The 22,305-nt window shown below is 63.2% G+C and carries 22 protein-coding genes and 1 tRNA gene; 12 read left to right on the top strand and 11 right to left on the bottom strand.

Annotated elements, in window-relative coordinates; all coding sequences use genetic code 11:
- Window positions 1-60 precede the first annotated feature (60 nt).
- Window positions 61-1,269 (bottom strand): sodium/glutamate symporter, encoded by a 1,209-nt coding sequence (gene gltS / locus RBB39_RS08415; RefSeq protein WP_306169019.1) that lies wholly within the window; start codon window positions 1,267-1,269, stop codon window positions 61-63.
- 629 nt (window positions 1,270-1,898) lie between these two features.
- Here gltS and RBB39_RS08410 point away from each other — a divergent pair.
- The 4 genes from RBB39_RS08410 to RBB39_RS08395 all read left to right on the top strand — a co-directional run bounded on the left by RBB39_RS08410 (window position 1,899) and on the right by RBB39_RS08395 (window position 6,699).
- Window positions 1,899-3,467, top strand: coding sequence for an arylsulfatase (locus RBB39_RS08410; protein WP_306169018.1), 1,569 nt, complete (start codon window positions 1,899-1,901; stop codon window positions 3,465-3,467).
- A 179-nt stretch (window positions 3,468-3,646) separates the two neighbouring features.
- Window positions 3,647-4,762 carry a PA0069 family radical SAM protein gene (locus tag RBB39_RS08405; protein ID WP_306169017.1) on the top strand — a complete coding sequence of 372 codons (1,116 nt, stop codon included), beginning with the start codon at window positions 3,647-3,649 and terminating at the stop codon, window positions 4,760-4,762.
- 147 nt (window positions 4,763-4,909) lie between these two features.
- Complete coding sequence (locus RBB39_RS08400; protein WP_306169016.1) at window positions 4,910-6,226, top strand: sulfite oxidase; 1,317 nt, start codon at window positions 4,910-4,912, stop codon at window positions 6,224-6,226.
- 14 nt (window positions 6,227-6,240) lie between these two features.
- On the top strand, window positions 6,241-6,699 hold the full coding sequence (locus tag RBB39_RS08395; RefSeq protein ID WP_221621161.1) for a hypothetical protein: 459 nt from the start codon (window positions 6,241-6,243) through the stop codon (window positions 6,697-6,699).
- A gap of 104 nt (window positions 6,700-6,803) precedes the next feature.
- Here RBB39_RS08395 and RBB39_RS08390 read toward each other — a convergent pair whose 3' ends face one another.
- The 8 genes from RBB39_RS08390 to RBB39_RS08355 all read right to left on the bottom strand — a co-directional run bounded on the left by RBB39_RS08390 (window position 6,804) and on the right by RBB39_RS08355 (window position 13,409).
- Entirely contained in the window at window positions 6,804-7,484 is a 681-nt protein-coding gene (locus tag RBB39_RS08390) for a glutathione S-transferase family protein (RefSeq protein WP_306169015.1), read from the bottom strand.
- Window positions 7,485-7,529: 45 nt separating this feature from the next.
- A complete protein-coding gene (locus RBB39_RS08385) occupies window positions 7,530-8,366 on the bottom strand; it encodes a DUF2797 domain-containing protein (RefSeq protein WP_371931865.1) in 837 nt (278 codons plus the stop codon).
- Entirely contained in the window at window positions 8,350-8,646 is a 297-nt protein-coding gene (locus tag RBB39_RS08380; protein ID WP_045994422.1) for a YeaC family protein, read from the bottom strand. Before RBB39_RS08380 ends, RBB39_RS08385 begins: the two co-directional genes overlap by 17 nt.
- 9 nt (window positions 8,647-8,655) lie before the next feature.
- Window positions 8,656-9,501: a rhomboid family intramembrane serine protease gene (locus tag RBB39_RS08375; protein ID WP_306169014.1), complete on the bottom strand. Its 846-nt coding sequence runs from the start codon at window positions 9,499-9,501 to the stop codon at window positions 8,656-8,658.
- Window positions 9,502-9,772: 271 nt separating this feature from the next.
- Window positions 9,773-10,759 (bottom strand): metallophosphoesterase, encoded by a 987-nt coding sequence (locus RBB39_RS08370; protein ID WP_108133024.1) that lies wholly within the window; start codon window positions 10,757-10,759, stop codon window positions 9,773-9,775.
- Window positions 10,760-10,772: 13 nt separating this feature from the next.
- Window positions 10,773-11,654: an NAD(+) kinase gene (locus RBB39_RS08365; protein ID WP_108132991.1), complete on the bottom strand. Its 882-nt coding sequence runs from the start codon at window positions 11,652-11,654 to the stop codon at window positions 10,773-10,775.
- 121 nt (window positions 11,655-11,775) lie between these two features.
- The gene (locus RBB39_RS08360; RefSeq protein WP_306169013.1) at window positions 11,776-12,645 is read right to left on the bottom strand and encodes a DMT family transporter; all 870 of its coding nucleotides are present in this window, start codon (window positions 12,643-12,645) and stop codon (window positions 11,776-11,778) included.
- Between the two features lie 149 nt (window positions 12,646-12,794).
- Window positions 12,795-13,409 carry a YqaE/Pmp3 family membrane protein gene (locus RBB39_RS08355; protein ID WP_306169012.1) on the bottom strand — a complete coding sequence of 205 codons (615 nt, stop codon included), beginning with the start codon at window positions 13,407-13,409 and terminating at the stop codon, window positions 12,795-12,797.
- Window positions 13,410-13,603: 194 nt separating this feature from the next.
- Between RBB39_RS08355 and RBB39_RS08350 the strand changes: the two genes are divergently transcribed.
- A complete protein-coding gene (locus RBB39_RS08350; RefSeq protein WP_306169011.1) occupies window positions 13,604-15,070 on the top strand; it encodes a dihydrolipoyl dehydrogenase in 1,467 nt (488 codons plus the stop codon).
- 50 nt (window positions 15,071-15,120) lie between these two features.
- Entirely contained in the window at window positions 15,121-15,543 is a 423-nt protein-coding gene (locus tag RBB39_RS08345) for a CBS domain-containing protein (RefSeq protein ID WP_045994411.1), read from the top strand.
- 461 nt (window positions 15,544-16,004) lie between these two features.
- Here the strand turns inward: RBB39_RS08345 and RBB39_RS08340 are convergent, their stop codons facing one another.
- A complete protein-coding gene (locus RBB39_RS08340; RefSeq protein ID WP_306169010.1) occupies window positions 16,005-16,679 on the bottom strand; it encodes a metallophosphoesterase in 675 nt (224 codons plus the stop codon).
- Between the two features lie 116 nt (window positions 16,680-16,795).
- On the opposite strand from RBB39_RS08340, the gene RBB39_RS08335 reads away from it, so the two are divergent.
- The 6 genes from RBB39_RS08335 to RBB39_RS08310 all read left to right on the top strand — a co-directional run bounded on the left by RBB39_RS08335 (window position 16,796) and on the right by RBB39_RS08310 (window position 21,049).
- Window positions 16,796-17,362: a helix-turn-helix domain-containing protein gene (locus RBB39_RS08335; protein ID WP_306169009.1), complete on the top strand. Its 567-nt coding sequence runs from the start codon at window positions 16,796-16,798 to the stop codon at window positions 17,360-17,362.
- Window positions 17,359-18,084, top strand: coding sequence for an AzlC family ABC transporter permease (locus RBB39_RS08330; RefSeq protein ID WP_045994408.1), 726 nt, complete (start codon window positions 17,359-17,361; stop codon window positions 18,082-18,084). The genes RBB39_RS08335 and RBB39_RS08330 overlap by 4 nt, the downstream gene beginning before the upstream one ends.
- Window positions 18,081-18,425, top strand: a complete 345-nt coding sequence (locus tag RBB39_RS08325) for an AzlD domain-containing protein (RefSeq protein ID WP_045994407.1) — start codon at window positions 18,081-18,083, stop codon at window positions 18,423-18,425. Before RBB39_RS08330 ends, RBB39_RS08325 begins: the two co-directional genes overlap by 4 nt.
- A 355-nt stretch (window positions 18,426-18,780) precedes the next feature.
- Window positions 18,781-20,034: a methyl-accepting chemotaxis protein gene (locus RBB39_RS08320; protein ID WP_045994406.1), complete on the top strand. Its 1,254-nt coding sequence runs from the start codon at window positions 18,781-18,783 to the stop codon at window positions 20,032-20,034.
- Window positions 20,035-20,198: 164 nt separating this feature from the next.
- Window positions 20,199-20,272: transfer RNA gene (locus RBB39_RS08315), tRNA-Gly, on the top strand.
- 369 nt (window positions 20,273-20,641) lie between these two features.
- On the top strand, window positions 20,642-21,049 hold the full coding sequence (locus RBB39_RS08310) for a DUF1090 domain-containing protein (protein ID WP_306169008.1): 408 nt from the start codon (window positions 20,642-20,644) through the stop codon (window positions 21,047-21,049).
- 115 nt (window positions 21,050-21,164) lie between these two features.
- Here the strand turns inward: RBB39_RS08310 and RBB39_RS08305 are convergent, their stop codons facing one another.
- The gene (locus RBB39_RS08305) at window positions 21,165-22,088 is read right to left on the bottom strand and encodes a YeeE/YedE thiosulfate transporter family protein (RefSeq protein WP_306169007.1); all 924 of its coding nucleotides are present in this window, start codon (window positions 22,086-22,088) and stop codon (window positions 21,165-21,167) included.
- Window positions 22,089-22,305 lie beyond the last annotated feature (217 nt).

The raw sequence follows: 22,305 nt of genomic DNA, 5'->3' as shown, positions 1-22,305 counted from the left end.
GCGCGGCGTCGGTATCTATTCATGAAACGGTTCTACTGGTGATACCGCTCGAGCGTGACCTCAGGCAAAGACGTTGAGACACCAGGTGATGGCGGGCACGGAGACCATGTCGATCAAGACGGCGCCACACAGCGGAACGATGATGTAGGCCTTGCTCGATACCACCTTGTAGTGGTCGCAGACGGCGCCCATGTTGGCGAAGGCGTTGGGCGTAGCGCCCAGGCCAAAACCGATGAAGCCGGCGGAGAGTACGGCGGCGTCGTAGTTGCTGCCGAGCGAACGAAAGACCACCAGCGCCGCGATGGCAACGATCACCAGCGTCTGGATCATCAGGATCAGCGCCAGGCCAAGTCCCATGCCCTGCAACTGCCAGATCTTCAGGTTCATCATGGCCATGGTCAGGAAGATCGCCAGGCTGACTTCTCCGATCAGATTGATGGCACGCTCGGAGACCTCGACCAGGCGAAGGTGATCGTTCAGGTTGCGCAGCACGATGGCCACGAACATGGCCCCGACGTAGCTTGGCAGCACGATGCCGAGTTTCTCTTTCATGAATTCGCGGCAGGCCAGGCCGATGACCATCACCGGTACCACTACCGCCATGGCCTTCAGTACCCGATGCGGGGTCAGTGTCTGATCATCTTCGCTCAGGTGCTCCTCGTGCAGATCGGCAAGCCCACCGACTTCCTCAGCCTCGATGCGAAGCTTGAACCTCTCGATCAACCAGCGGGCGAGAGGCGCGCCCAGCAGACTACCGGTGATGACACCGTAGGTGGCCGCCGTCATGGCGGCGGTCAGGGCGCCGTCGGCACCGAGCGCTTCCGCCTCTGGCCCGAAGGCCGCCGCACCGCCAAAGCCGCCTTCCAGCGAAGGCCCGCCCGCCATCAGGCCGATCAGGGGGTCGAGCCCGATCATCGAGGCGACGCCGATACCGATACCATTCTGCACCAGTACCAGGGCCCAGCAGGTCAACAGGAAGATCACCAGCGAACGCCCGCCCCTGGCCAGCACCGAGAGACTGCCACCGAGCCCTACCGTGGCGAAGAAGGCGATCATCATCGGATCCTGAACGCTGGTGTCCAGATCCAGCGTCAGCACGTCCATCGATCGCAGCAGCCATACCAGCACGGCGAAGCCGATGCCCCCGACCACCGGCGTCGGTACGCACATGCGCTCGAGCCACTCCACCCGGCGCCGAAGCTGAATGCCCACCATCAGCAGGACCAGCGCCAGCGCCATTGTTTCCACTGCGTTCAAGCCTATATTCATCTGCCTTCGCTCTCCTTCGCCCTCGAAGGACACCCTCCTGGTGACTCTCGGTGCGGCTACGCCAGGTGTCCGCCCTTAGACTACTGGACAAACATTCAGGCATGAGAGGGGCCTATTTGTCGTGGAGCAAGCTTTTGCTCCCTCTTGTGTCCTCAGAGGTCCGCCCCACCCGAGGGAGGGTCCAGGCAGAAACAGCGGTTCAAACTCAGCCAAGGGAGAAGGTGCCAAGGGCCACGACCAATGACACTGAGGGCGACGACCAACGACACAGAGGGCGAGGTCACTGGCACCCTGACGGTCGAGTCGACGATGGCAAAGCAAATGAGACCGCCATTTAGGCAGGCTCGAGGAAGTTGGTCATGCACAAGCAATGATCGTTTACTATGCTGTCTTGCACGCCCATCAAGGCACACTTTTAGCTGAGCCAGCAGACTCAGCCTTCCCTCCCCCTGGTTCCAGCCCAGCGGGCGGGGATCGGAGGAAATACAACGATGCCGCCGGCCTTTACGCGCCGGCTGTCAGGACCTGACCAGCAAGTAGTAAGTCGACCAGCAAGGAGAGCAGGCCAACACATCACTCCGCTGTATCAATGCCATGTCATTGACATCATTTAATTTAAGGGAACGATCATGAAAGTGTATTCGTCGGCAATACCTTCGCCCTGGAAGGGCATCGTGGCGGCATCGATTGCTGCGGTCGGCCTGGCAGCCAGCATTCAACCAGCGTCCGCGACCGAAGAAGAAACCTCTTCCGAGGCGTCATCAGACAAGCCCAACATCCTGGTCATCATGGGCGATGACATCGGCTGGTTTAACACCAGCGCCTACAACAGCGGCATGATGGGCTACACCACGCCCAACATCGACAGCATCGCCGAAGAAGGCATCCGCTTCACCGACGCCTACGGCCAGCAGAGTTGTACCGCCGGTCGCTCTGCCTTCATCACCGGTCAGTCACCCAAGCGTACCGGTCTTCTCAAGATCGGCATGCCCGGCGACCCGCTCGGCCTGCAGCCGGAAGATCCGACCATCGCCGAGATCCTCAAGCCGATGGGCTACGCCACCGGTCAGTTCGGCAAGAACCACCTCGGCGATCGCGACGAGTACCTGCCGACCAATCACGGCTTCGACGAATTCTTCGGCAACCTCTACCACCTGAACGCCGAGGAAGAGCCGGAAAATCCCGACTATCCCACCGATCCTGGTTTCCGTGAACAGTTCGGCCCCCGCGGTGTCATTCGCTCTTCCGCCGATGGCCAGATCGAGGACACCGGCCCGCTGACCCAACAGCGCATGGAGACCATCGACGAGGAATTCCTGGCCGCCACCGAGGACTTCATCGAGCGCCAAGAAGCCTCCGATACACCCTGGTTCGTTTGGTACAACACCACCCGCATGCACATCTTCACCCACCTCAAGGAAGAGAGTGAAGGCCGCACCGGACTTGGCGTCTACGCCGATGGCATGACCGAGCACGACGCCCTGGTGGGCCAACTGCTCGACAAGCTCGAGGAACTGGGTGCCGACGAGAACACCATCGTCATCTACACCACCGACAACGGTGCCGAGAAGTTCACCTGGCCGGATGGCGGCACCTCGCCCTTCCGTGGCGAGAAGGCCACTACCTGGGAAGGCGGCATCCGCGTGCCGTTCATGATGAAGTGGCCGGGGCAGATCGAGCCAGGCCAGGTGTCCAACGAGATCCTTTCACTTGAGGACATGTTCCCGACCCTCGTCGCCGCCGCTGGCATTCCGGACATCAAGGAGCAGCTGCTTGACGGTTACACCGCCGGTGACAAGGACTTCAACGTGCACCTGGATGGCTACAACATGCTGCCCCACCTGACCGGTGAGGAAGATGCCGGCGAGTGGCCACGCGACACCTTCTTCGCCTTCGTCGATGATGGTTCCCTGGGTGCCGTGCGCTTCGGCCAGTACAAGGCACACTTCAGCATCCAGGAGCACGAGGGCATGGATGCGTGGCGCCGCCAGCAGACGCCGCTCAAGGCACCGCTTCTGATCGACCTGCGTGCCGATCCGTTCGAGATGGCGCCGGAAGACTCTTCCTACTACGACGACTGGCAGCTGCGTCGCATGTACGCCTTCGGCCCGGTAGGCAAGATCGTGGCGGACTTCATGGCCACCTTCGAGGAATATCCCCAGCGTCAGGAAGCCGGCTCCTTTACGCCGAAGCAGTAACGCTTCCCCCGGCAAGTCGACAGGAGGCCGCCCTTGGGCGGCCTCTTGCCGTTGTGCTCCCCGTTCGGCTCTTGTTCAGCCCCCGTTTATCTCCTTATTCAGCCCCTAGCTCTGCTCCGCGTTCGTTCGAGATATCACATCACTGGATATATAGACAGTATTCGACTAGCCTTGCCGGCATGGATCACTATCACGACGACGGCCAGCAAAGAAGCGCTACAGGCCCCTTGAAGAGCCGCGGCGCGACCTATGATCCCGCCAATCGTTTTGCTCCCTCACGCAGCGAACAGGTGGACGACGGCTGGTGGCAAGAGGCAACGCCTGATCGCATCGCCACCGTCACCTCCACCGAGAGCGCCAGGAGCGCGCTGTCGTGGAACCGCTCGCCAGACCTGCCCTTCGATCGCTCGATCAACCCCTACCGTGGCTGCGAACATGGCTGCATCTACTGCTACGCGCGGCCCAGTCATGCCTACTGGGACCTGTCACCCGGTCTCGACTTCGAGACCCGCCTGATCGCCCGCACCGGCCTGGTGGAACGCCTCACCGAGGAATTGTGCAAGCCCGGCTACGTCTGCCGCCCGATCAACCTGTCCGGCAACACCGACGCCTACCAGCCCATCGAGGCCGAACACCGAACCACCAGGGCACTGCTCGAACGGCTGCTGGAGTGGCGTCATCCGGTCACCCTGGTAACCAAGAGCGCGCTGATCCTGCGTGATAAGGACCTGTTGAGCGAACTGGCAAGCCGCTGCCTGGTGCGGGTGATGGTCAGCCTCACCAGCCTTGACACCGAACTCAAGCGTCAGCTGGAGCCGCGCACCGCCTCACCCCGGGCCCGACTCAGGGTCATCGGCGAGCTTGCCGATGCCGGTGTGCCGGTGGGCACCCTGGTCTCGCCGGTGATTCCCGGGCTTACCGACCATGAACTCGAGCGCCTGCTTCAGGCCGCCAGGGACGCTGGCGCCAGCACCGCCGGCTGGATGCTGCTGCGCCTACCACGAGAGGTCGCGCCGCTGTTCGAGGCCTGGCTCGAGGCCCACTATCCTGAGCGCGCCGGCAAGGTCATGAGCCTGATTCGCCAGTGTCGCAACGGCCAGGACTGCGACAGTCGCTTCGGCCACCGCATGCGCGGCCAGGGCGTCTTCGCCGAACTGCTCGACCAACGCTTCCGCAAGGCCTGCCGTCGCCTGGGCCTGTCACGACGTAGTGATAGTGGCCTTGATAGCGGCCTTGATAGTGAGTTTGATACCGAGAGCTTCAGGGCGCCCCATCGTCAGGGATCGTTATTTTAGCGAGTCGCCACCGCCTCCAGGCCGCTATGCGCCAGCGCTGGTCCCATTGCCGCCTTCCAACTGTCCCTGGCTGCCGCCGGTGCCACCACCTACGCTACAAGGATCCTCTGGAATAACGACCTACAATTAAAATATAAGGAGTTCTGCATGCGCCGCCAGACCAAGGGCCTGCACGCCCTCTACGCCAAGGATCCCGTGGACGCCGATCGCAAGCTGTGGGGGCGGCAGGTGGATCCCGTCAGCCGTCGTGGATTTCTCACCGGCTCCAGCCTGCTGGCCATGAGCGCGGTACTCGGCGCCAGCATTCCCTTCGCACGCTTCATGCCGGGAGGCCTGATTCCTGCAGCCCTGGCCCAGAGCGACGAAGCCTTCGAGATCGAGGGCAAGGAGGGGCTGAGGGTCCTCAACGACCGTCCGATCAACGCCGAGACACCGGCCCATCTGCTCGACGATGACATTACCCCGGCGCGCTACATGTTCGTGCGCAACAACGGCCTGCCCCCGGAGCGAGCCGTGATCGATCCCGCCACCTGGACGCTGGAAATCACCGGCGAGTCGTGCCAGAACCCCACCACCTTCACCATCGCCGAGCTGAAGGAGCGCTTCTCCGAGCACACCTACCAGCTTCAGGTAGAGTGCGGCGGCAATGGTCGCAGCGAGTACGTCCCCGCCGCCAGCGGCAACCAGTGGACCACCGGTGCGGTGGCTTGCCCGACCTTTACCGGGGTACGACTTCGCGATGTGCTGGAGGCCTGTGGCATCGCCGACGACGCCGTCTATATCGGTTACTACGGCGCCGATCGCCATGCCAGCGGCGCCGCCGACAAGGAAGCGATCTCTCGCGGTGTGCCGATGGAAAAGGCCCTGGAGGACGAGTCGCTGATCGCCTGGGCGATGAACGGCGAGGACATTCCCTACCAGAACGGCTACCCGCTGCGCCTGGTGTGCGGCGGCTGGCCGGGTTCGGTATCGGGCAAGTGGCTCAAGCAGATCGTCGTGCGCAACCAGAAGCACGATGGAGCCAAGATGGCGCCTCCCTCCTACAGCGTGCCGGCGAACCCGGTGGCACCGGGCACTGAGGTGGCCAAGGAAGACTTCGTCACCATCCAGTCGATGCCGGTGAAGTCCCTGATCACCTACCCGCGATCAGGGATCGAGCACGCCCAGGGCCAGCCGATGGAGGTGCGCGGCCACGCCTGGGCGGGGGATCTGTCGGTATCCGAGGTACACACCTCAATCGACTTCGGTGCCACCTGGCAGAAGGCCAGCCTCAACGACGCACCCAATCGCCTCGCCTGGCAGCGCTTTACCACCCAGGTCGAGTTCCCCGAGCCAGGCTATTACGAGGTGTGGGCCCGGGCGGTGGATGAAAACGGCCAGTCCCAGCCCATGGTGGTGCCCGGCTGGAACCCCAAGGGCTACCTCAACAACGCCTGTCACCGCATCGCGGTTCAGGTCGGCTGAGGGAGGAGACTGGCATGGGAATTCGTACCACCAGAAGGCATAGGGCCTGGTCGTCGACCCGCCCGCTCTTGATGACTGGCCTGCTGCTCGGCGCGGTGCTGTTCAGCCCCTTTGGCCTGGCTCAATCGACAGGCGAGGCCTCTGGGCAAGCCACAGATGCCCCCCTCGAGACCGACCCGGACAGCGGGTTCGTGATGGCCGAGGGCTGGCAGACGGTCAAGGGCAACTGCACCGTCTGCCACTCCGCCGCCCTGGTCACCCAGAACAGGGGGTCACGCGAGCACTGGGCCTACCTGATCGACTGGATGCAGGAGACCCAGGGCCTGTGGCAGTTCAATCCCGAAATGGAAGCCACCATCCTCGACTACCTATCGACCCACTACGGCCCAAGGACCGATGCCAGGCGGCAGAACCTGCCCAAGCATCTGATGCCGCCGCCACCACAGGCCAACGAGACCAGTGCAGAAGGTTGAAACAACGGACGCGATTGAAAGGCGGCTGGTCGGCCCGGTTCTGCGACAGCGGAATCGGGCATCCTATGCTCTGACAGATAGTCAGATGCCCTAACACAGATCCTTCAGTGCAAGTCCTTGAGCACAGTGCCGCTGGCGAGGATCTGCGCCTCGAGAGGCAACTCACGGAACGGCTCGCAAACCGCCTCGCTTTGCCATTGGCGCATGGCGGGCAAGGCGAGGAGTCGCTCGAGGTAGTCGCGTGATGGGCCACCCATGGGCAGGTCGTAGGTTCGCATCCTGAAGGCGATGGGGGCGAAAAAGGCGTCTGCGGCGGTAAAACGCTCGCCGCACAGGTAAGGTCCACCAAAGCGCGTCAAGCCGTCTTCAAACAGTTCGTTCAGCCGATGCAGGTCATCCAGCAACTCGGGCGTCTTTTCGTTCAAGCGTACGCGCAGCGCGCAGTGCATCGCACACTGCTGCCTGAGCGCGCTAAAACCTGAATGCATCTCGGCACAGGCACTTCTGGCCCAGCATCTGGCGTCCACATGCTCAGGCCAGATCTCGGAATGACGCTCGGCCAGGTATTCGATGATGGCCAGCGAGTCCCACACCACCCGTTCGTCATGATGCAGACAGGGCACTCGCCCCGAGGGCGAAAACCGACGAAAGTCGGCGTGACTGTTGCCCTGCTCATCGAAGGGGTGAAAGGCCAGCTCGAAGGGAATCTCGAGCTGGCGCAAGGTCAGCCAGGCCCTCAGCGACCACGACGACGTCTGTCGATTGGCGATATGCAGCACGTACATGACAGTGCTCCCTGGGTCGCTGACAGCGCCTGTCGCTGCCGGTGATCAAGCCGCCAGCGACATCTCGTAGCCGGTGTACTTGCGAAGATTGATCACTCCGGTATCGAAGATCAGGTACTGGCCCTTGATCCCCATCAGGGTGCCCTCGACTCGCGGATTCTTGTCGAGGTTGTGAGACGTGACCTTGGTGGGGTACTCGAGTACCGGGTAGTCGAAGCGACGTGGGCTGCCGTCCAGGGGACGGATAGCATCGGCGCCGAAGCGCTCGCGTAGATCGCCCAGCCCCGCCGACAGCCTTTCCAGCAGACGGTCGCGCTCTGCGGCCAGATCCAGCTCCTCGACCTGGCCCTTGAGCATCGCCCGCCAGTTGGTGCGATCCGACACCTCATTCTTGAACAGCACCTCGACGAAGCCAGACTGCTGACGACTGTCCACCTCGAGGATCGGCAACGCCTGGATCGCGCCCTGATCGAGCCAGCGCGTCGGCATCTGGGTATTGCGGGTGATCCCGACCTTGAGCCCGGAAGCGTTGGACAGGTAGACGACGTGGGGCTGGAAGCAGAACCGCTCGCCCCACTCGGGCTCGCGACAGGTCCCCTCGAAAAAGTGGCACAGCTCGGGCTTCATGATGCAGCTGTCGCACTGGGCCAGGCGCTTGAAGCAGGGATAGCAGTGGCCTTGCCCGAAGCTCTTCTTGGTCGCACGCCCACAGTGGGTACAGGCGATCGCCCCGCTCCACTCGAGACGTAGGGTGCGGCCCAGGTAGTCGTTGAGCGGCAGACGGTTCTCGCCGGCCTTGAGGGTGTAGCGCGCGGGGGAGTCGGGTTCGACCCCCATCTTGGACAGACATCCGTGGGCAAGTACTTCAGTCACGACTGGCATCCCGGGCGAGCCCCGCCATGTCTTCGGAAACCCCGGCACTGCTCGATGGCCCACCGGGCCCAGCGCCGCAGGTGCGTTGCTCCAGGTAGCCGATGCGGCTCTCCTCGGGCACATTGTTGTCGTGCTCGTAGCGCATCACGGCTTCCATGCACAGCTCGATCTGCTCGGCCGTCAGCATTCGCCCGTCCGGCCACTTGCGCAGCGACACCGCCTGCTTGAGGCTCTGGTAGATCGACGGCGTCATCTGGGAAATCATTCGCTCGAAGGTCATGTCGCTCATGGCATCGCTCTAGTGAAGACGTGATTTGCGGGAATGATACCAGCCCAGCACCAGCCCCACGAGCAGACCGCCCAGGTGCGCCTCGTTGGCCACATTGCCAAAGCCCACCAGCCCGGCGACGTCGGTCATGGTGAAGACCATCCAGCCGAGCATGAACAGCACCAGCATCTGCGGCACGAAGAAGCCGCTGGCCGGCGCCCGACGGGACATCAACCAGACGTAGCCAAGCAACGCAAAGTCGACGCCCGACATGCCACCGAACAGCACCGTGCCGGTGGCGTACTGGGCCAGGTTGCCGGCAAGCCCCGCCGCCACCACCAGCGTCAGCATGCGCAATGGGCCATGCAGGGTCTCCACCTGACGGCCGAAATACCACAACCACATCATGTTGAAGATCAGGTGCATCCAGCCGAAATGCAGGAAGATCGGCGACAGCGGGCGCCATACCTGCCCCGCCGCCAGCGCATCGGGGATACTGCCGACGGCCAGCGCCCCGCCACGGATGCCCACAGGCACGATCGCCAGCCACGCCAGCACCATGTCTCCCCACACAGCGATGGCACCAAACACCAGCAGACACAGCCCGAGCACCGACAAGGTGACCGGATGCTGGCGCAGCAGCGGCCACCAGTGACGTGCCGGTCTCGGCTTCGAGGCACTCGGCGCGGGTATCGCCTCTCCACGCTGCCAGCGAGTGATCACCTCGGCCAGAGCGTCCTGCTGTTTCGGGTCCATCAGCCACAGTACCTGGCCGTCGTCCTCGTCGGTGATACGGTGTCCGATGCGGTGCGACCAGAGCGCCTGTCGCAGCTCGCGAGTATCGATATCGTGGGGGATCAGCATGACCCGGAACATGGCGTCTCCAGCGCGAAAAAGGGTGGCGGCCCAGAGATGATGGCCTGAAATGACGTTGGCCGGTAGGGGCAGCGGTCACACGCGGCGCAGATGGGCGAAAGGCCCGACGGCAAGCCGGGCATGGCAGGATGTCTTTTTCATCCACACAGAAAAAGTCCGGCGGAGGGGGCCGCCGGACAAGAGCAAGGGATCATTCAAGGGAACACCTACTCAGACGCCGCTTTTGATAAAGGGTTCAGTCGGGTGCTCGACTTTAATGTAACGTTTTGTATCAATCGAAGACGATCTCTCGGGGCAAGGGCCTCGCACGCACGTCCCTGGGCACCGGCACCCATACAAAGTGGTTGGCGTCGAGGCGGGATTCAAAGCTGTAGCGATAGGCCACCAGTCGACCGAACTTCACCGCGCTGTAGTCGAGACAGGCAATATTCGGTGCCGGCAAGGCCGGGACGCCTTCGCACCAATAGTGGCCGATGAACAGCGGAGGCTGGTCGGGGCCATAGTAGCTGAGGCTGGCCCGCTCGCTGTCGCTCAACGGCCGGTCCTCGAGGTCTCCCGGTAGATTGTCCGGCTGGAACACCACGTCACCCCAGGTGCGAGGGTCTCGTGCCCAGAAGTGGGTCCGAAAGCTTCGTCGAGTGAAACCGTCTCCGGAATGGATAACCGTGTCCCCGGGCAGGTCGATGGAACCGCCGCGGGTCAGGCGCTCGAGGATCCTCGACTCTTCGGTACCCGGGCTCGAGGCCTGGAGCAGGAAGTCGTGGTCCAGACAGCCGTCGGGCCGGAGCTGCCTGAAGGATTCGATCAGGCGGTCGTCCCAGCAGGCGTGGACCACCCGGATGCCGTCGATCTCGAGACACAGGGGGATCTGGCGAAACCACGCCAGGGCATCATCCCACTCCTGGGGGTGGTCATGGTACTGCTCGAGGGTTTCACGAATGATGCGGTTGTGACGCGGTGTATGCGGGCGTAGCCATTCCCTGCCGTGCTCAGGCGGGGCCTTCTGGGTGTACGTCAGGGCATTGATCTCGTGATTGCCCAGCACGATATAGGCCTCGCCCTCTTCCACCATGCGTCTGGCGATGGAGACCGCCAGGCGGATACGCGGGCCACGGTCGATCAGGTCCCCGAGGAAGATCGCCTTGCGCTGGGGATGACGATAGACACCGCCACGCAGGTGATACCCCAGCCGTTCCAGCAGCGCCGCCAGGGTGGCGCCGCAGCCATGAACGTCACCGATCAGGTCGTAGCCGTCCAGTCGCCTGCTCACGTCAATCTCCCAGCCTGTTGCTCCAGCCCAGCTTGCTGCGCAGGACGTCATAGAAGTTGTGACCCAGAGGGTGCACCAGTTGAACGTTCTGGGGCTTGCGCCGGATCACCAGAACATCATCGGGCTTGGCCACGGCACGGGTCTGGCCGTCACAGCTGATGTGGGGATAGGTCTGGTTGGTCTCACCGATATGACAGCGTATCTCGCAGCCGGCGTCGATCACGATGGGCCGGCTCGACAGGGTGTGCGGGAACATCGGTACCAGCGTCACCACGTCGAGCTTCGGATGCATGATCGGGCCACCGCCGGACATGGCGTAGGCGGTGGAACCGGTCGGCGTGGCGATGATCAGGCCATCGCTGCGCTGGCTGTAGACGAACTGGCCATCGATGAACAGTTCGAACTCGATCATCCGCACCGCCTTGCCCGGGTGCAGTACCACTTCATTGAGGGCATCGCCGCTGCCCACCAGGGAATCCCCGCGGTAGAGCTCGGCGTCGAGCAGAAAGCGCTGTTCGACCTCGTACTGTCCCGCCAGCACCTCACCGACACGGGCCTCGAGCTCATCCGGCGAGATATCGGTCAAGAAGCCCAGCCGTCCGCGATTGACCCCCAGCACCAGGGTTCCGCTGCGACACAGGGTGCGGGCCGCGCCCAGCAGGCTGCCGTCTCCCCCGACCACGATCACCAGATCACACAGTTCGCCGAGCATGCGGCGACTGGCCTCGGCGTGGCCACGTTCCAGCAACGCCGAGGCGGTACGGTCTTCCACGATCACGTGGTAGCCGGCGTCATCCAGAAAACGAATCAGCCGCTTGAGGGTCTCGACCACCTTGGCGCTGCCCAGGCGCCCGATCAGTCCGATGTTCTTGAACGATTGCATCCACGCATCCTTCCCTTGGCGACCGCTCATTATGGCGAGGGGGGCCTGGCGGAGCAAACCGCGCCCGGCGCCTCAGGCCAACTGCTGGCCCAGATCGATGATCACCCAGACTGACGATGAATTAGACCGGCACCGTCCTCTGACGCCGCTGCCACCAGGCGTTGAGCCACAGCGAACCGGCGATGATGGCGCCTCCCATGGCCAGACGTAGCAGATCAGCCTCGCGGTTCCAGATCACCAGGTTCACCGCAAGGCCAGCAGGAATCAGCATGTTGTTCATGATCGCCAGGGCCCCTGCATCCACCCGCACGGCGCCCAGGTTCCACAGGAAGTAGCCGAGCCCCGAGGCGACCAGTCCCAGCCACAGCAGCACCCCCCACTGCAGGGGTGTCGTCGGCAGCCCCGAGGTGCTTCCCAACAGCGCGAAGGCCGGCAGCGCGATGCAGGCCGCACCCAGGTAGAACCAGGCGAACACATGGTGGCGAGGCAACGAGGGGGGCAGTGCCGCCGACAGGCGCCGATAGCCGACCTGCCCCATGGCAAAGCAGAGATTGGCCCCCTGCACCACCAGGAATCCCAGCCAGAAGTCGTCGTTGACGCCCTTGTAGCGAATGACCGCCGCGCCGATAACCGCAAGCCCTGCAGTGACCAGATGGAAGGGCGTGAAACGACCAAACGCCAGGTCATCCAGAATGGCGATGTACAGCGGCGTGAAGATGGTGAACAGCAGCACCTCCGGCACCGACAGGAGCACGAAGGACTGGTAGAAGAAGATGTACATGATGCCAAGCTGGACGGCACCAAGTGCCATCAGCGCGAGCTTGTGGCGCAGATCGAGCAGGCCGGGCTTCAACAACGGCAGGAACACCAGTGCCGCCAGCCCCACCCGCATCATCACCGCGAAATAGCTGTCCACCTGACCGGCCAGATAGACGCCAATCAGCGAAAACGAGAACGCCCACAGGGCGGTGACCACCACCAGATAGCCCACCGTAAACTCCCACTAGTCAAAAAGGTTTACGGCAGTATACGCGAACACCCTCCTCGGCCCAACGCTTGCCCCCCTCTGAGCCTCGCTGATCTCATCCAAAGCTGCGTCAGGCGCGCGTGCAAGAGACAGAGTAGGCAGTCCTGCTCGTCTCAATGATTGACCTGCTTCAACCACCAGGCCCCGTACGCCACCCCAGGCAGCCAGCCCAGCAGGGTCAGCAGGAACGCAATCGCGATCCGGCGCGAACCACCTTCGGCTACCGCCACCGCCAGCGGGGGCATCAGCAGCACCAGCACCATCAAGGCGAGCCGGGCCGCTGGCGACGCCATCAACGCCGACGCCACCTGGGGCGAGGATGTCACGGCCTCGTCACTGGTGCTGGACGCATGCGCATCGGTGCCTTCCTTCTGCTCGGGCGCAGACGGTGGGGTGAAGTGCTCCACCGCCGGGCTATCTGCCGGGCTATTTGAAGGGCTATCCATCGCCCCAGCCTGCGCACGCTGCGGCTGCGCATCACGCGCTGCCTGCTCCTGGGCCTGGCGATGGGCCTCGGCGTCAATCTTCTGCTCCAGGCTTTCCGCGCCTTCGGCGAGGACATCGTGGTAACGCTCCCAGTCTTCCCAGTCATGGGGTGTCCCGGCCCTGGGACGATGGTCGTGGGACTCCCGCGCTCGGTCCCAGGCCTTTTCCTCGAGGGTGTTGGGCCTTTCCTTGTCTCGCTCACCGTCGAGCCCCTTGCGGGCCAGATACTCTCGCGCGTCCATCAGAGAACTTACCTCCAGGGTCGAATGACGCCACCGGTATCTCCGATGGCCCATTTCAGTGTGCCAATACAGGCTTTGATGTAACAGCAACGCCTGATTGATAGAGAAACCCGCCTCAACTGTCCTACTGTTTTGATAGAGGTCACCCCCACGGGTTCCCCACAGCGCCATGTTCAGCTCCCAGGAGAGACATCATGCAGGAAAGACAGGTCGAGATCGCCATTATCGGAGCAGGAAGCGCCGGCCTTGGTGCCTGGCACGCGGCGCGACAACATACCGACAAGCTGGTGCTGATCGAATCCGGCGCCTACGGCACCACCTGCGCACGGGTCGGCTGCATGCCGTCCAAGCTGCTGATTTCCGCCGCCGACGTGGCCCAGCAGGCACGTGACTCCGAGGGCTTCGGGGTCAAGGTCAGCGGCGTCAGCGTCGACGGCCCCGCTGTGATGGCGCGCCTTAAGCGGGAGCGGGATCGTTTCGTCGGCAGCGTACTGAGTTCGATGGCCCGTATCGAGGAAGACGACCGCATCGTCGGTGCCGCTCGCTTCGAAGACGCCAACACCCTGGTGGTGGGCGACCATACGCGTATCAAGGCCAAGCGCATCGTCATCGCCACCGGCTCCCGCCCCTCCTGGCCCGACTTTCTCAATGCCGCCGGGGATCGCCTGATCATCAACGACGACCTGTTCGAATGGGATGACCTGCCCGAGTCGGTGGTGGTATTCGGGCCCGGCGTCATCGGCCTCGAACTCGGTCAGGCGCTGCACCACCTGGGCGTGCGAGTGCGCATGTTCGGCGTCGGCGGCGCCATCGGTCCTCTCGGCGCCCCCGATCTCAAGGCGCTCGCCGACAAGGAGTTCAACACAGGGTTTCCGCTGGACCCCGACGCCACCGTCAAGAAGGTCGACCGGGACGGCGATCAGGTGGTGGTGACCTTCCACTGTCGCGACAGCAACACCGAGAAGACCGAGCGCTTCGACTACCTGCTGGCGGCCACCGGACGTCGGCCCAACGTGGACAAGCTGGACCTGCCGAAGACCGGGCTGGAACTCAACGACCGCGGTGTGCCGGTGTTCGACCGGCTGACCATGCAGTGTCGCTTCGATGACGGTTCGCCCGCACCGATCTTTATCGCCGGTGATGCCAACCAGGATCTTCCCCTGCTGCACGAGGCGTCCGACGAGGGACGCATCGCAGGCGAAAACGCCGGACGCTACCCGGATATTCGCGCCGGTCGCAGGCGTACTCCGTTGGCGGTGGTGTTTACCGATCCGCAGATGGCAAGCGCTGGAGTAGGCTACGCTGAACTCAAGCGTCGGGATGAACAACTGACCAACGTGGCCATCGGTGAGGTCTCGTTCGAGGATCAGGGACGGTCCACGGTGATGCGGCAGAACCGAGGCATGCTGAGGCTTTACGCTGAGCACGGCTCGGGAATTCTTCTCGGCGCGGAAATGTTCGGCCCAAGGGCGGAACACCTGGGCCACCTGTTGGCCTGGTCCATCGACCAACGATTGACCGTGGATCGCCTGCTGGAAATGCCCTTCTACCACCCGGTGGTCGAAGAAGGCCTGAGAACAGCACTGAGGGACCTCAACGTGCATCTGCGCAGGGGTCCGGCGATCACCGAACGCTGCCTGGAGTGCGGTCCAGGCGCTTGACGGTCAAGGGCCCGACGCATGGCGCCGGGCCGCTTCAAAGGAGAGCGGTTATGCCACACAAGGCACCTCCATCGATCGTCCGGGACATCATGTCCAAGGACTGCTACCGCGTCAGCGGCAAGACCTCAATTTCCACCCTGGCGGAAGGTCTCGCTCTGCACCGATTGCCAGGGGCCCCGGTGGTGGACAACGGCGATCACCTGATCGGCTTCATCTCCGAGCAGGACGTGCTGGGCAAGGTGATCGAGAGCCTCTATCTGGATCACGAGGCACCGCTGGTCCATGAAATGATGCGTAACGAAGTGCTGTCGGTGTCTCCCACCAAGAGCATCGTCGATCTGGCCCAGGAAATGCTGGGAGCAAAACCCAAGGTGTATCCCGTCACCGAACAGGGCCGACTGGTGGGTATCGTCACCCGCCGCGACGTGCTTACCGCCGTGCTCACCATGCGACGCCATCAACGAAGCGCCTGACCCCTCCTGTTGCGTAACACCTTCTGTAGACGCCCACCGCCTTGCATCGGCCTCCCCGATCCTCCAGATGCCCCAGGCACTTGTGCAAACCGTAAGGGCGTTCATGGAGCATGCCTGATATGCCCCGGGCTCACAGGTAAGGAAGAGAGGGAGAGCACCTTCGCCAAAGCAAAAAAAACGCCCCATGGAAGCCATGAGGCGCAACGATCGATTTAGCAAACCAGATCAACACTGCTAACGACTGCCATCGCGCATGCTGTCTGTACCACATATGACAGTCGTCACCAGAAAAGTTCTCCTTTCATCGAAAATTTTTTTTCCTCTCCTGGGCTCGACGGTGCACAGCGGTGAGAGAAGCGCCCTACTGACCACAGCGTTCTGCGTCGGTTCCAAGGTCTGTGGCAAGAGCTCGACGCTGCCACTACTCGACGGCCATCAACGGGCACCGCCGGCCAGGTCGTTCAGGGAATGGCATCAAGGATGTCGTCGACAGCGGCCAGGGTGAGGCGCCCGCCGGCACAGGCACCGGTATCCAGATGTAGCACATTGCCAAGCCACAGCGGTGCCTCGACGATGGTGTGCCCCACCACCACCGCATCGACGCCCTCGACGCGGGTCGAGTCCAGGCTGCCGCCGCTGTCACGTCGGAATCTACGCCGCGACCATAGCAGGTGCTCGGACGAGGTCTGCTCGATCTGGCCCCAGTCGTCGGGTGGATCGGCGTGCACCACGCCCAGGCGACGATGTCCCGCGACGATTTCCCGAGCCAGCGGAAGATGCGGGCGGGCGGCGTTCATGGTGCTACGGGCCTCCTCGACGCCATCGAGAAAGACCCAGTTGCCGCCATTGCGCTGCCACAGATCCCAGGCCATTCCTCCGCCTTCGGCCAGAGCGGTGATCGCCATCTGTTCGTGATTGCCCTTCACCGCAAAGCACCAGGGCTCAAGCGCCAGCGCCAGACAGGCGAGCGATGCCTCCCCCCTGTCGACCAGATCACCGACGCAGAACAGCCGGTCCCGGGCGACATCGAAGTCGACCCTCTCCAGCGCTTCCATCAACTGGGCGTACTGGCCGTGCACGTCACCGACGACGTAATCACGCCCTATTCGGTTTGGTCCATGACGGATACAGCGCATGAGTCTTCTCCCGCCCCAGTGCGAGCTCAGGCTTGACGCCATCGCAACATTCGTCCTATGTTCCTTTTACAGAACGTTCGATAAATGGAACAACAGCTCAACCGAACAGTGCCCTCATGATCGAGCCCTTCTCCCAAGCTAGCTTCTCAAGCGACGACACGCTGCATGCCGAAGCACTCGGCCGGCATCTTCAGCATCTGCGCCAATTGCGTGGCTGGTCGCTATCCCGCCTGGCCAGCGACGCCGGCGTCGCCAAGTCGAATCTGTCTCGGCTGGAGCAGGGCAACGGCAACCCTACCCTGGACACCCTGTGGCGCCTGGCGAGCTGTCTCGAGGTGCCTTTCGGCACCCTGATAAAGCCAGTGACCACGGCGCTGGATGACCAGGGCGTGCAGGTCCAGTTGATCGATCAGGGCGATAGCCAACCGGCCGTCGACGTCTACTGGATGCGCCTGGACCCTGACGTCTATCGGCTCAGCGAAGCGCACCCCGCCGGCGTGCACGAGACCGTCACGGTGATCTCCGGCCGGTTGACCACCGGCCCCGAGCACGAGAGCCACACCCTGGGTCCCGGCCAGAGCATCACCTTCGCGGCGGATCGTCCACACCTCTACGCGTCCGACAACCAGGCCACTTCCGCCACCCTGACCATCGTCTACCATCCACCGGAAACCTCTCGATGACCACCACGACGACTCCTTTGCGTGCCAGCCCCTGGGTGACCGGCGTCCGCGAGGCGATCCCGCTGCTCGGCGGCTATATCCCCATCGCCATCTCCTTTGGCCTGGTAGCCGTCCAGGCGGGCTTCAGTGCCTGGGAAGCCGTCGCCATCTCTACCCTGATCTATGCCGGCGCCTCCCAGTTCGTGTTCGTCGGCATGGTGGCAGGTGGCGCTCCTCTATGGCTGGTGGTCGCCATGACCCTGTTGATCAATGTTCGTCACGTGGTCTACGCCCCGAACCTTGCCGCCTCGATGAGCACGAGCCGCTGGTGGCCTGCACTGATGCACGGTCTGACCGACCAGGTCTTCGCCCTGGCGCTGACGCGTCTGCCGCAACTGCCGGAGGCGGCTCGGCTTGGCTGGTACACCGGCGCCGCCCTGCTGGCCTGGCTGGCCTGGATCGCCGGTACCGCCGTGGGTGCACTGGGGGGCGAATGGGTGGTGGAACGCTGGCCGCTGCTGGGCGAGGTGATGCCCTTTGCCCTGCCTGCCCTGTTTCTCGTGTTGGTGGTGCCTCGCCTGTCCAGCTTCCGCTGGGGCCTGGCGACCCTGGTGACTATCGCCGCAGGCGCCCTGCTGGCGGTTCTGGGGGTGGCCAATGCCGGCATCCCCCTGGCGGCTCTGTGCGGCGCACTGTGCTTCTTTATCGTCAAACGTTCACCGGTCACAAGGAGTCGATCATGACCACTACGCTGTGGATGGCGGTGGTAGCGACCACCCTGGGCACCCTGCTGATGAGAATGGCGCCCCTGATATGGATGCGCCGTCGTCTCGCCGAGCGCCAGACGGAAGACAGCGTCGAACCGATGCCGCAGTGGCTGTCGGTGCTGGGGCCTTTGATGATCGCCGCCGTGCTGGGCGTCTCGTTGGTACCGGCACAGCCGAGCATCGCCAGCTGGAGCGCCACTGGCGTGGGGGTACTGGCGACGCTGGCGGTATGGTATCGAACGCGATCGCTGGGCTGGCCGGTCGCTGCCGGCGTGGCCGCCTACGGACTGACGCTGGTATTGGCCGGTTCGCTCTGACACTCAAGTCGACGCTGACCCGAAAAGGCCTACCGGGTATTGCTGTCCGCAACCCAAGCGGTCTTGCCTTTTCCTTTCCCTGTGCCTATTTCCGTCAGGCCCGCACCGAATGGTGGCGGGCCGCTGCCTTCCTGCCCCCAACTCGCCGTGTTCCATCGTTTGACCCGCAGGCTTTTCCTGCGCGGCCAGGCGCTCTCCCTCATTTATGCGCGCAAGATACTAAAGCTCGCGCGATATCGGCCGATACTCGTTCGGCTCCAGTGCCGGCTCCAGGATGGAAAAGGCATTTTAAAAAGAAAAAACAAGAACCTGCTTCGACCTTGCTCCCAGCACCTTCCACTCCCGAGGTAACTTGATGGTATCGGCCAGAAGAATAAGCGCCCTGTATCGCGCACTGAATAGCCACACCGCCTGTATTGTCTTTCGTCCCGACGGCACCATCCGCGAAGCCAGTGATGCCTTTCTTGCCACCGTCGGCTATCGGCTCGATCAGATACGCGGCCAGCACCACCGCATGTTCTGCCCGCCAGAGGTGCATCAGGACCCCGCCTACGAGGCATTCTGGCGGGGGCTGGCGGACGGCCAGTCGAAAACCGGCACCTTTCGCCGCATCGACGCCAATGGCAATCCGTTATGGCTGGAGGCGACCTACCTTCCTGTGCGCTCCGCTCGAGGCAAGATTCACTACATTCTCAAGATTGCCAATGACGTCACCGACGATCGCCTTGCGGCGTCCGGTCAGGATGCTGTGCTCAGCGCCCTCGACGCGTCCATGGCGGTGATCGAATTCACACCGGAAGGCGAAATACTGCGTGCCAACGGCAACTTCCTGACCACCATGGGCTATCGTCTCGACGACATCCTTGGACGGCATCACAGGATGTTCTGCGACGATACCTTCTATCGAGATCACCCCGACTTCTGGCAGGAACTGGCCGCCAACACCTTCAAGCAGGGACGCTTCAGACGCATAACCGCCAGTGGGCGCACCGTCTGGCTCGAGGCCACCTACAACCCGGTGATCGACGAAACCGGCCGGGTGACACGCGTCGTCAAGTTCGCCACCGACATCACCCGCTCTGTCGAGGCCGACGATGCCGCTCGCAGTGCCGTGGAGTCCGCCCGAGTCACCGCGGAGCAGACCGAGACCATCGCCGACAATGGTCTGGTCCAGCTCGAAGAGGCTGTCGAGTCGTCGCGCCAGGCCGCCGACGAGATCAAGGCGACCCAAGCCATCGTGGCCGCCCTGGAGGAGCAGACGCGAGCGATCAACAACATAACCGACTCCATCTCGCGGATCGCCCAGCAGACCAACCTGCTGGCGCTGAATGCGGCGGTCGAAGCGGCGCGCGCTGGCGAGCATGGCCGCGGATTTGCGGTGGTGGCCCAGGAGGTTCGCGAACTGTCCCAGGGCTCCACCCGCGCCGCCGAGCAGATCACCCAGGTGCTCAACGACAACAACCAACGCATTCGACTGGCCAACCAGAAGATCACCGAGGTGGCCACCCGCAGTGACCTCAGCCAGCAACGGGTCGGCGAGGCGCAACTGGTGATACGCGAGATCCTGGACGGCGCCCACAACGTCTCGGCGGCGATTCGCAAGCTCTGATCGTGGCGTGTGATAGGCACCAATACCGCACCGCAGTCATTGTCGCCACTACAAGCCACATGACTGCGGCGTGGCTCCGGGCTCGTCCGGTTGACGAAAATCACGCCGCGCGAGCCTTTTGCTTGCAAGGCGTAACCAACGGAGATTACTATCAAAAACGCCTTGCGGGTGTAGCTCAATGGTAGAGCAGAAGCTTCCCAAGCTTAAGACGAGGGTTCGATTCCCTTCACCCGCTCCAGGGCCTCCCCTTTCTCGGTCACAGTGCTCTTGCATCCTTGCTTAGCAAGCTGACCCGCTACGCCCCTTATTTCGCTGCGCCCTTTAGTTCGCTTCGCTCTGCCTTTCACAGCGCTCCCTTCCCGCTGCGCGCTCCCCTGACCTATCCCTCATCCTGCGATCAAGCGTCGTTTTCGAGCACTGTCTCGTGCTTTGGCCTTGCCTGTTCAGCGCCCCGGGTACTGCGAGCCCCGGCATGTCGCCATTCATGCCGCTACCGCTGAATCGGCCTCATACTTAAAGACTACGCCCCCCTTCGATGGGCCCCTGTTCAAGCTCGGTTTTCGCACGCTAGGCTGGCGCCACAATCATAAAGTCGTGGGGACGCCGTATGCCTTTTTATCGCCACACCCTGCTGCTGACGCCTGTCTGGCTGCTGCTGAGCACACTTGCCATGGCCGATGGCGCGAGGGATAGCTGCGATCAGCGCGCGCAGGCACTCGAGCATGACCTCGCCTTCGCTCGTCATGCCGAGGACACCGCACGGGTGAATGAACTGGAACTCGCCCTGGATGGTGTCCGAAGCGGCTGCACCAGCGAAGACGTGCTCAGCCAGGCCGAGTCACGCGTACGTGAGGGTCAGCAGATGGTGGAACAGCGCCAGCAGGAGTTGAACGAGGCCTTCGACGAAGGTGATATCGGCCAGATAACGCGTAAACGCGAGGCTCTCGAGGTCGCCATCGAGGTGCTCAACGCTCGCATCGCCGCGCTCAAGGTGCTGCTGCCGTCGGCCAGTTGAACCTTGTACGGCTGACATTCGAGGGACAGTGCCAGCCGCAGAGCGTCAAGCGCTGGTCGCACCGCCAGTCTGACAATCGGCTGTCAGGATGCTTGCCGACCGCCATTGGCCGCGCCTAGTCCCGGTCCTGGCGTCGCTCCCAGCGCTCCTCGACGGCGAGCCCTATCCAGATGCCGGCGATCATGCAGGCCAGGGCGACGACCGCTCCCGGCGAGCCGGCCGGCAACGCGATCAATAACTGCAGATCGTTGCCACCCAGCGCAAGCGAGGCGCCGATGCCCATCAAGATTCCGGCCAGCAGATGCTTCATCCAGCGCCCGAGGGACCCCTGATACTCGCCCGGTCGGAAGTGGGCTCGCGCCGCTACCAGCATTCCCGCCAGGATCGCGACGCTGATCAGGACGCGTCCGAGGCTAGGCCAGGCGACGGCCATGTCCATCGCCAGAGGACGCTCGGTGACGTCTCGAATCAGTTGGCTCGGTGACCACAGTGGTTCCAGCACGCCCAACAGACCGCCTACCGCGCCGAACACCATGACACCCGCGTAGATACGGCGGTGAGCCGGCGACAGCCGCCAGATCGCCAGCAGCGAGACTGCGACGATACTCAGTACCAGCCACCAGGCCGGCGTGAAGATCGTCGCCAGACGGGTGTAGGAGATATCAGGGGCGCCCAGATACAGCATCCACCAACCCAGCACCCAGCCCAGAATGGTCGCGAGCATGTGCCACTGCCCCCGCGCCAGGGCGGAAAGGGTCGAGATCGAACAGCCATGATTGACCGCCGCGGCCAGGCCAAACAGCAGCCCACCGACGGCGAAGGGCCACCCTATCGCGTGACGTCTGAGCACCTCGCCAAGAGGGAAATGGATGAACAGGGGGCTGGCAAGCCAGAACCAGACGCCGCAGCCGACGATGGTCAGCAACAGACCCGGCCGCCACATGCGTATCCCCTGAACCGCACGCACCATGCAAAGACCGGTACGCTGGGCGAGCCACCCCAGCGCGACAGCCAGCAGCAGGGAGACCAACAGAGCCATCACACCTCCTCGTTTACACGGTTCCGGAAATACAAGGACGGAACACTATCTGACGATCATGGCCGGCGATGGTGCGATATTGGCCGGCACGCCATGCTATTGCCCGGTGTCCCTCTACTCTCGGCATTCCTCTCTGCATTCCTTTCTGTTCAGAACGGGGGTCAGAGCTGGTGTCGCGGCGGATGGCCGGACAGGCCGTCACCCCGACGACGATCTC

Source organism: Halomonas sp. MMSF_3323 (assembly GCF_030733595.1).
Classification (GTDB): Bacteria; Pseudomonadota; Gammaproteobacteria; order Pseudomonadales; family Halomonadaceae; genus Halomonas; species Halomonas litopenaei.
Note: the sequence above shows the minus strand (reverse complement) of the source record. Positions and strands in the feature narration are given on the sequence as shown.

What these genes read in the sequence shown, in the direction of transcription:
- gltS (WP_306169019.1), bottom strand. Translation starts at nt 1,269, where the DNA reads ATGAATATAGGCTTGAACGCAGTGGAAACAATGGCGCTGGCGCTGGTC.
- RBB39_RS08340 (WP_306169010.1), bottom strand. Translation starts at nt 16,679, where the DNA reads ATGCGCTGTATCCGTCATGGACCAAACCGAATAGGGCGTGATTACGTC.
- RBB39_RS08380 (WP_045994422.1), bottom strand. Translation starts at nt 8,646, where the DNA reads ATGAGCGACATGACCTTCGAGCGAATGATTTCCCAGATGACGCCGTCG.
- RBB39_RS08305 (WP_306169007.1), bottom strand. Translation starts at nt 22,088, where the DNA reads ATGGCTCTGTTGGTCTCCCTGCTGCTGGCTGTCGCGCTGGGGTGGCTC.
- RBB39_RS08320 (WP_045994406.1), top strand. Translation starts at nt 18,781, where the DNA reads ATGGTATCGGCCAGAAGAATAAGCGCCCTGTATCGCGCACTGAATAGC.
- RBB39_RS08395 (WP_221621161.1), top strand. Translation starts at nt 6,241, where the DNA reads ATGGGAATTCGTACCACCAGAAGGCATAGGGCCTGGTCGTCGACCCGC.
- RBB39_RS08350 (WP_306169011.1), top strand. Translation starts at nt 13,604, where the DNA reads ATGCAGGAAAGACAGGTCGAGATCGCCATTATCGGAGCAGGAAGCGCC.
- RBB39_RS08385 (WP_371931865.1), bottom strand. Translation starts at nt 8,366, where the DNA reads ATGCCAGTCGTGACTGAAGTACTTGCCCACGGATGTCTGTCCAAGATG.
- RBB39_RS08410 (WP_306169018.1), top strand. Translation starts at nt 1,899, where the DNA reads ATGAAAGTGTATTCGTCGGCAATACCTTCGCCCTGGAAGGGCATCGTG.
- RBB39_RS08365 (WP_108132991.1), bottom strand. Translation starts at nt 11,654, where the DNA reads ATGCAATCGTTCAAGAACATCGGACTGATCGGGCGCCTGGGCAGCGCC.
- RBB39_RS08375 (WP_306169014.1), bottom strand. Translation starts at nt 9,501, where the DNA reads ATGTTCCGGGTCATGCTGATCCCCCACGATATCGATACTCGCGAGCTG.
- RBB39_RS08325 (WP_045994407.1), top strand. Translation starts at nt 18,081, where the DNA reads ATGACCACTACGCTGTGGATGGCGGTGGTAGCGACCACCCTGGGCACC.
- RBB39_RS08335 (WP_306169009.1), top strand. Translation starts at nt 16,796, where the DNA reads ATGATCGAGCCCTTCTCCCAAGCTAGCTTCTCAAGCGACGACACGCTG.
- RBB39_RS08330 (WP_045994408.1), top strand. Translation starts at nt 17,359, where the DNA reads ATGACCACCACGACGACTCCTTTGCGTGCCAGCCCCTGGGTGACCGGC.
- RBB39_RS08405 (WP_306169017.1), top strand. Translation starts at nt 3,647, where the DNA reads ATGGATCACTATCACGACGACGGCCAGCAAAGAAGCGCTACAGGCCCC.
- RBB39_RS08390 (WP_306169015.1), bottom strand. Translation starts at nt 7,484, where the DNA reads ATGTACGTGCTGCATATCGCCAATCGACAGACGTCGTCGTGGTCGCTG.
- RBB39_RS08400 (WP_306169016.1), top strand. Translation starts at nt 4,910, where the DNA reads ATGCGCCGCCAGACCAAGGGCCTGCACGCCCTCTACGCCAAGGATCCC.
- RBB39_RS08310 (WP_306169008.1), top strand. Translation starts at nt 20,642, where the DNA reads ATGCCTTTTTATCGCCACACCCTGCTGCTGACGCCTGTCTGGCTGCTG.
- RBB39_RS08345 (WP_045994411.1), top strand. Translation starts at nt 15,121, where the DNA reads ATGCCACACAAGGCACCTCCATCGATCGTCCGGGACATCATGTCCAAG.
- RBB39_RS08355 (WP_306169012.1), bottom strand. Translation starts at nt 13,409, where the DNA reads ATGGACGCGCGAGAGTATCTGGCCCGCAAGGGGCTCGACGGTGAGCGA.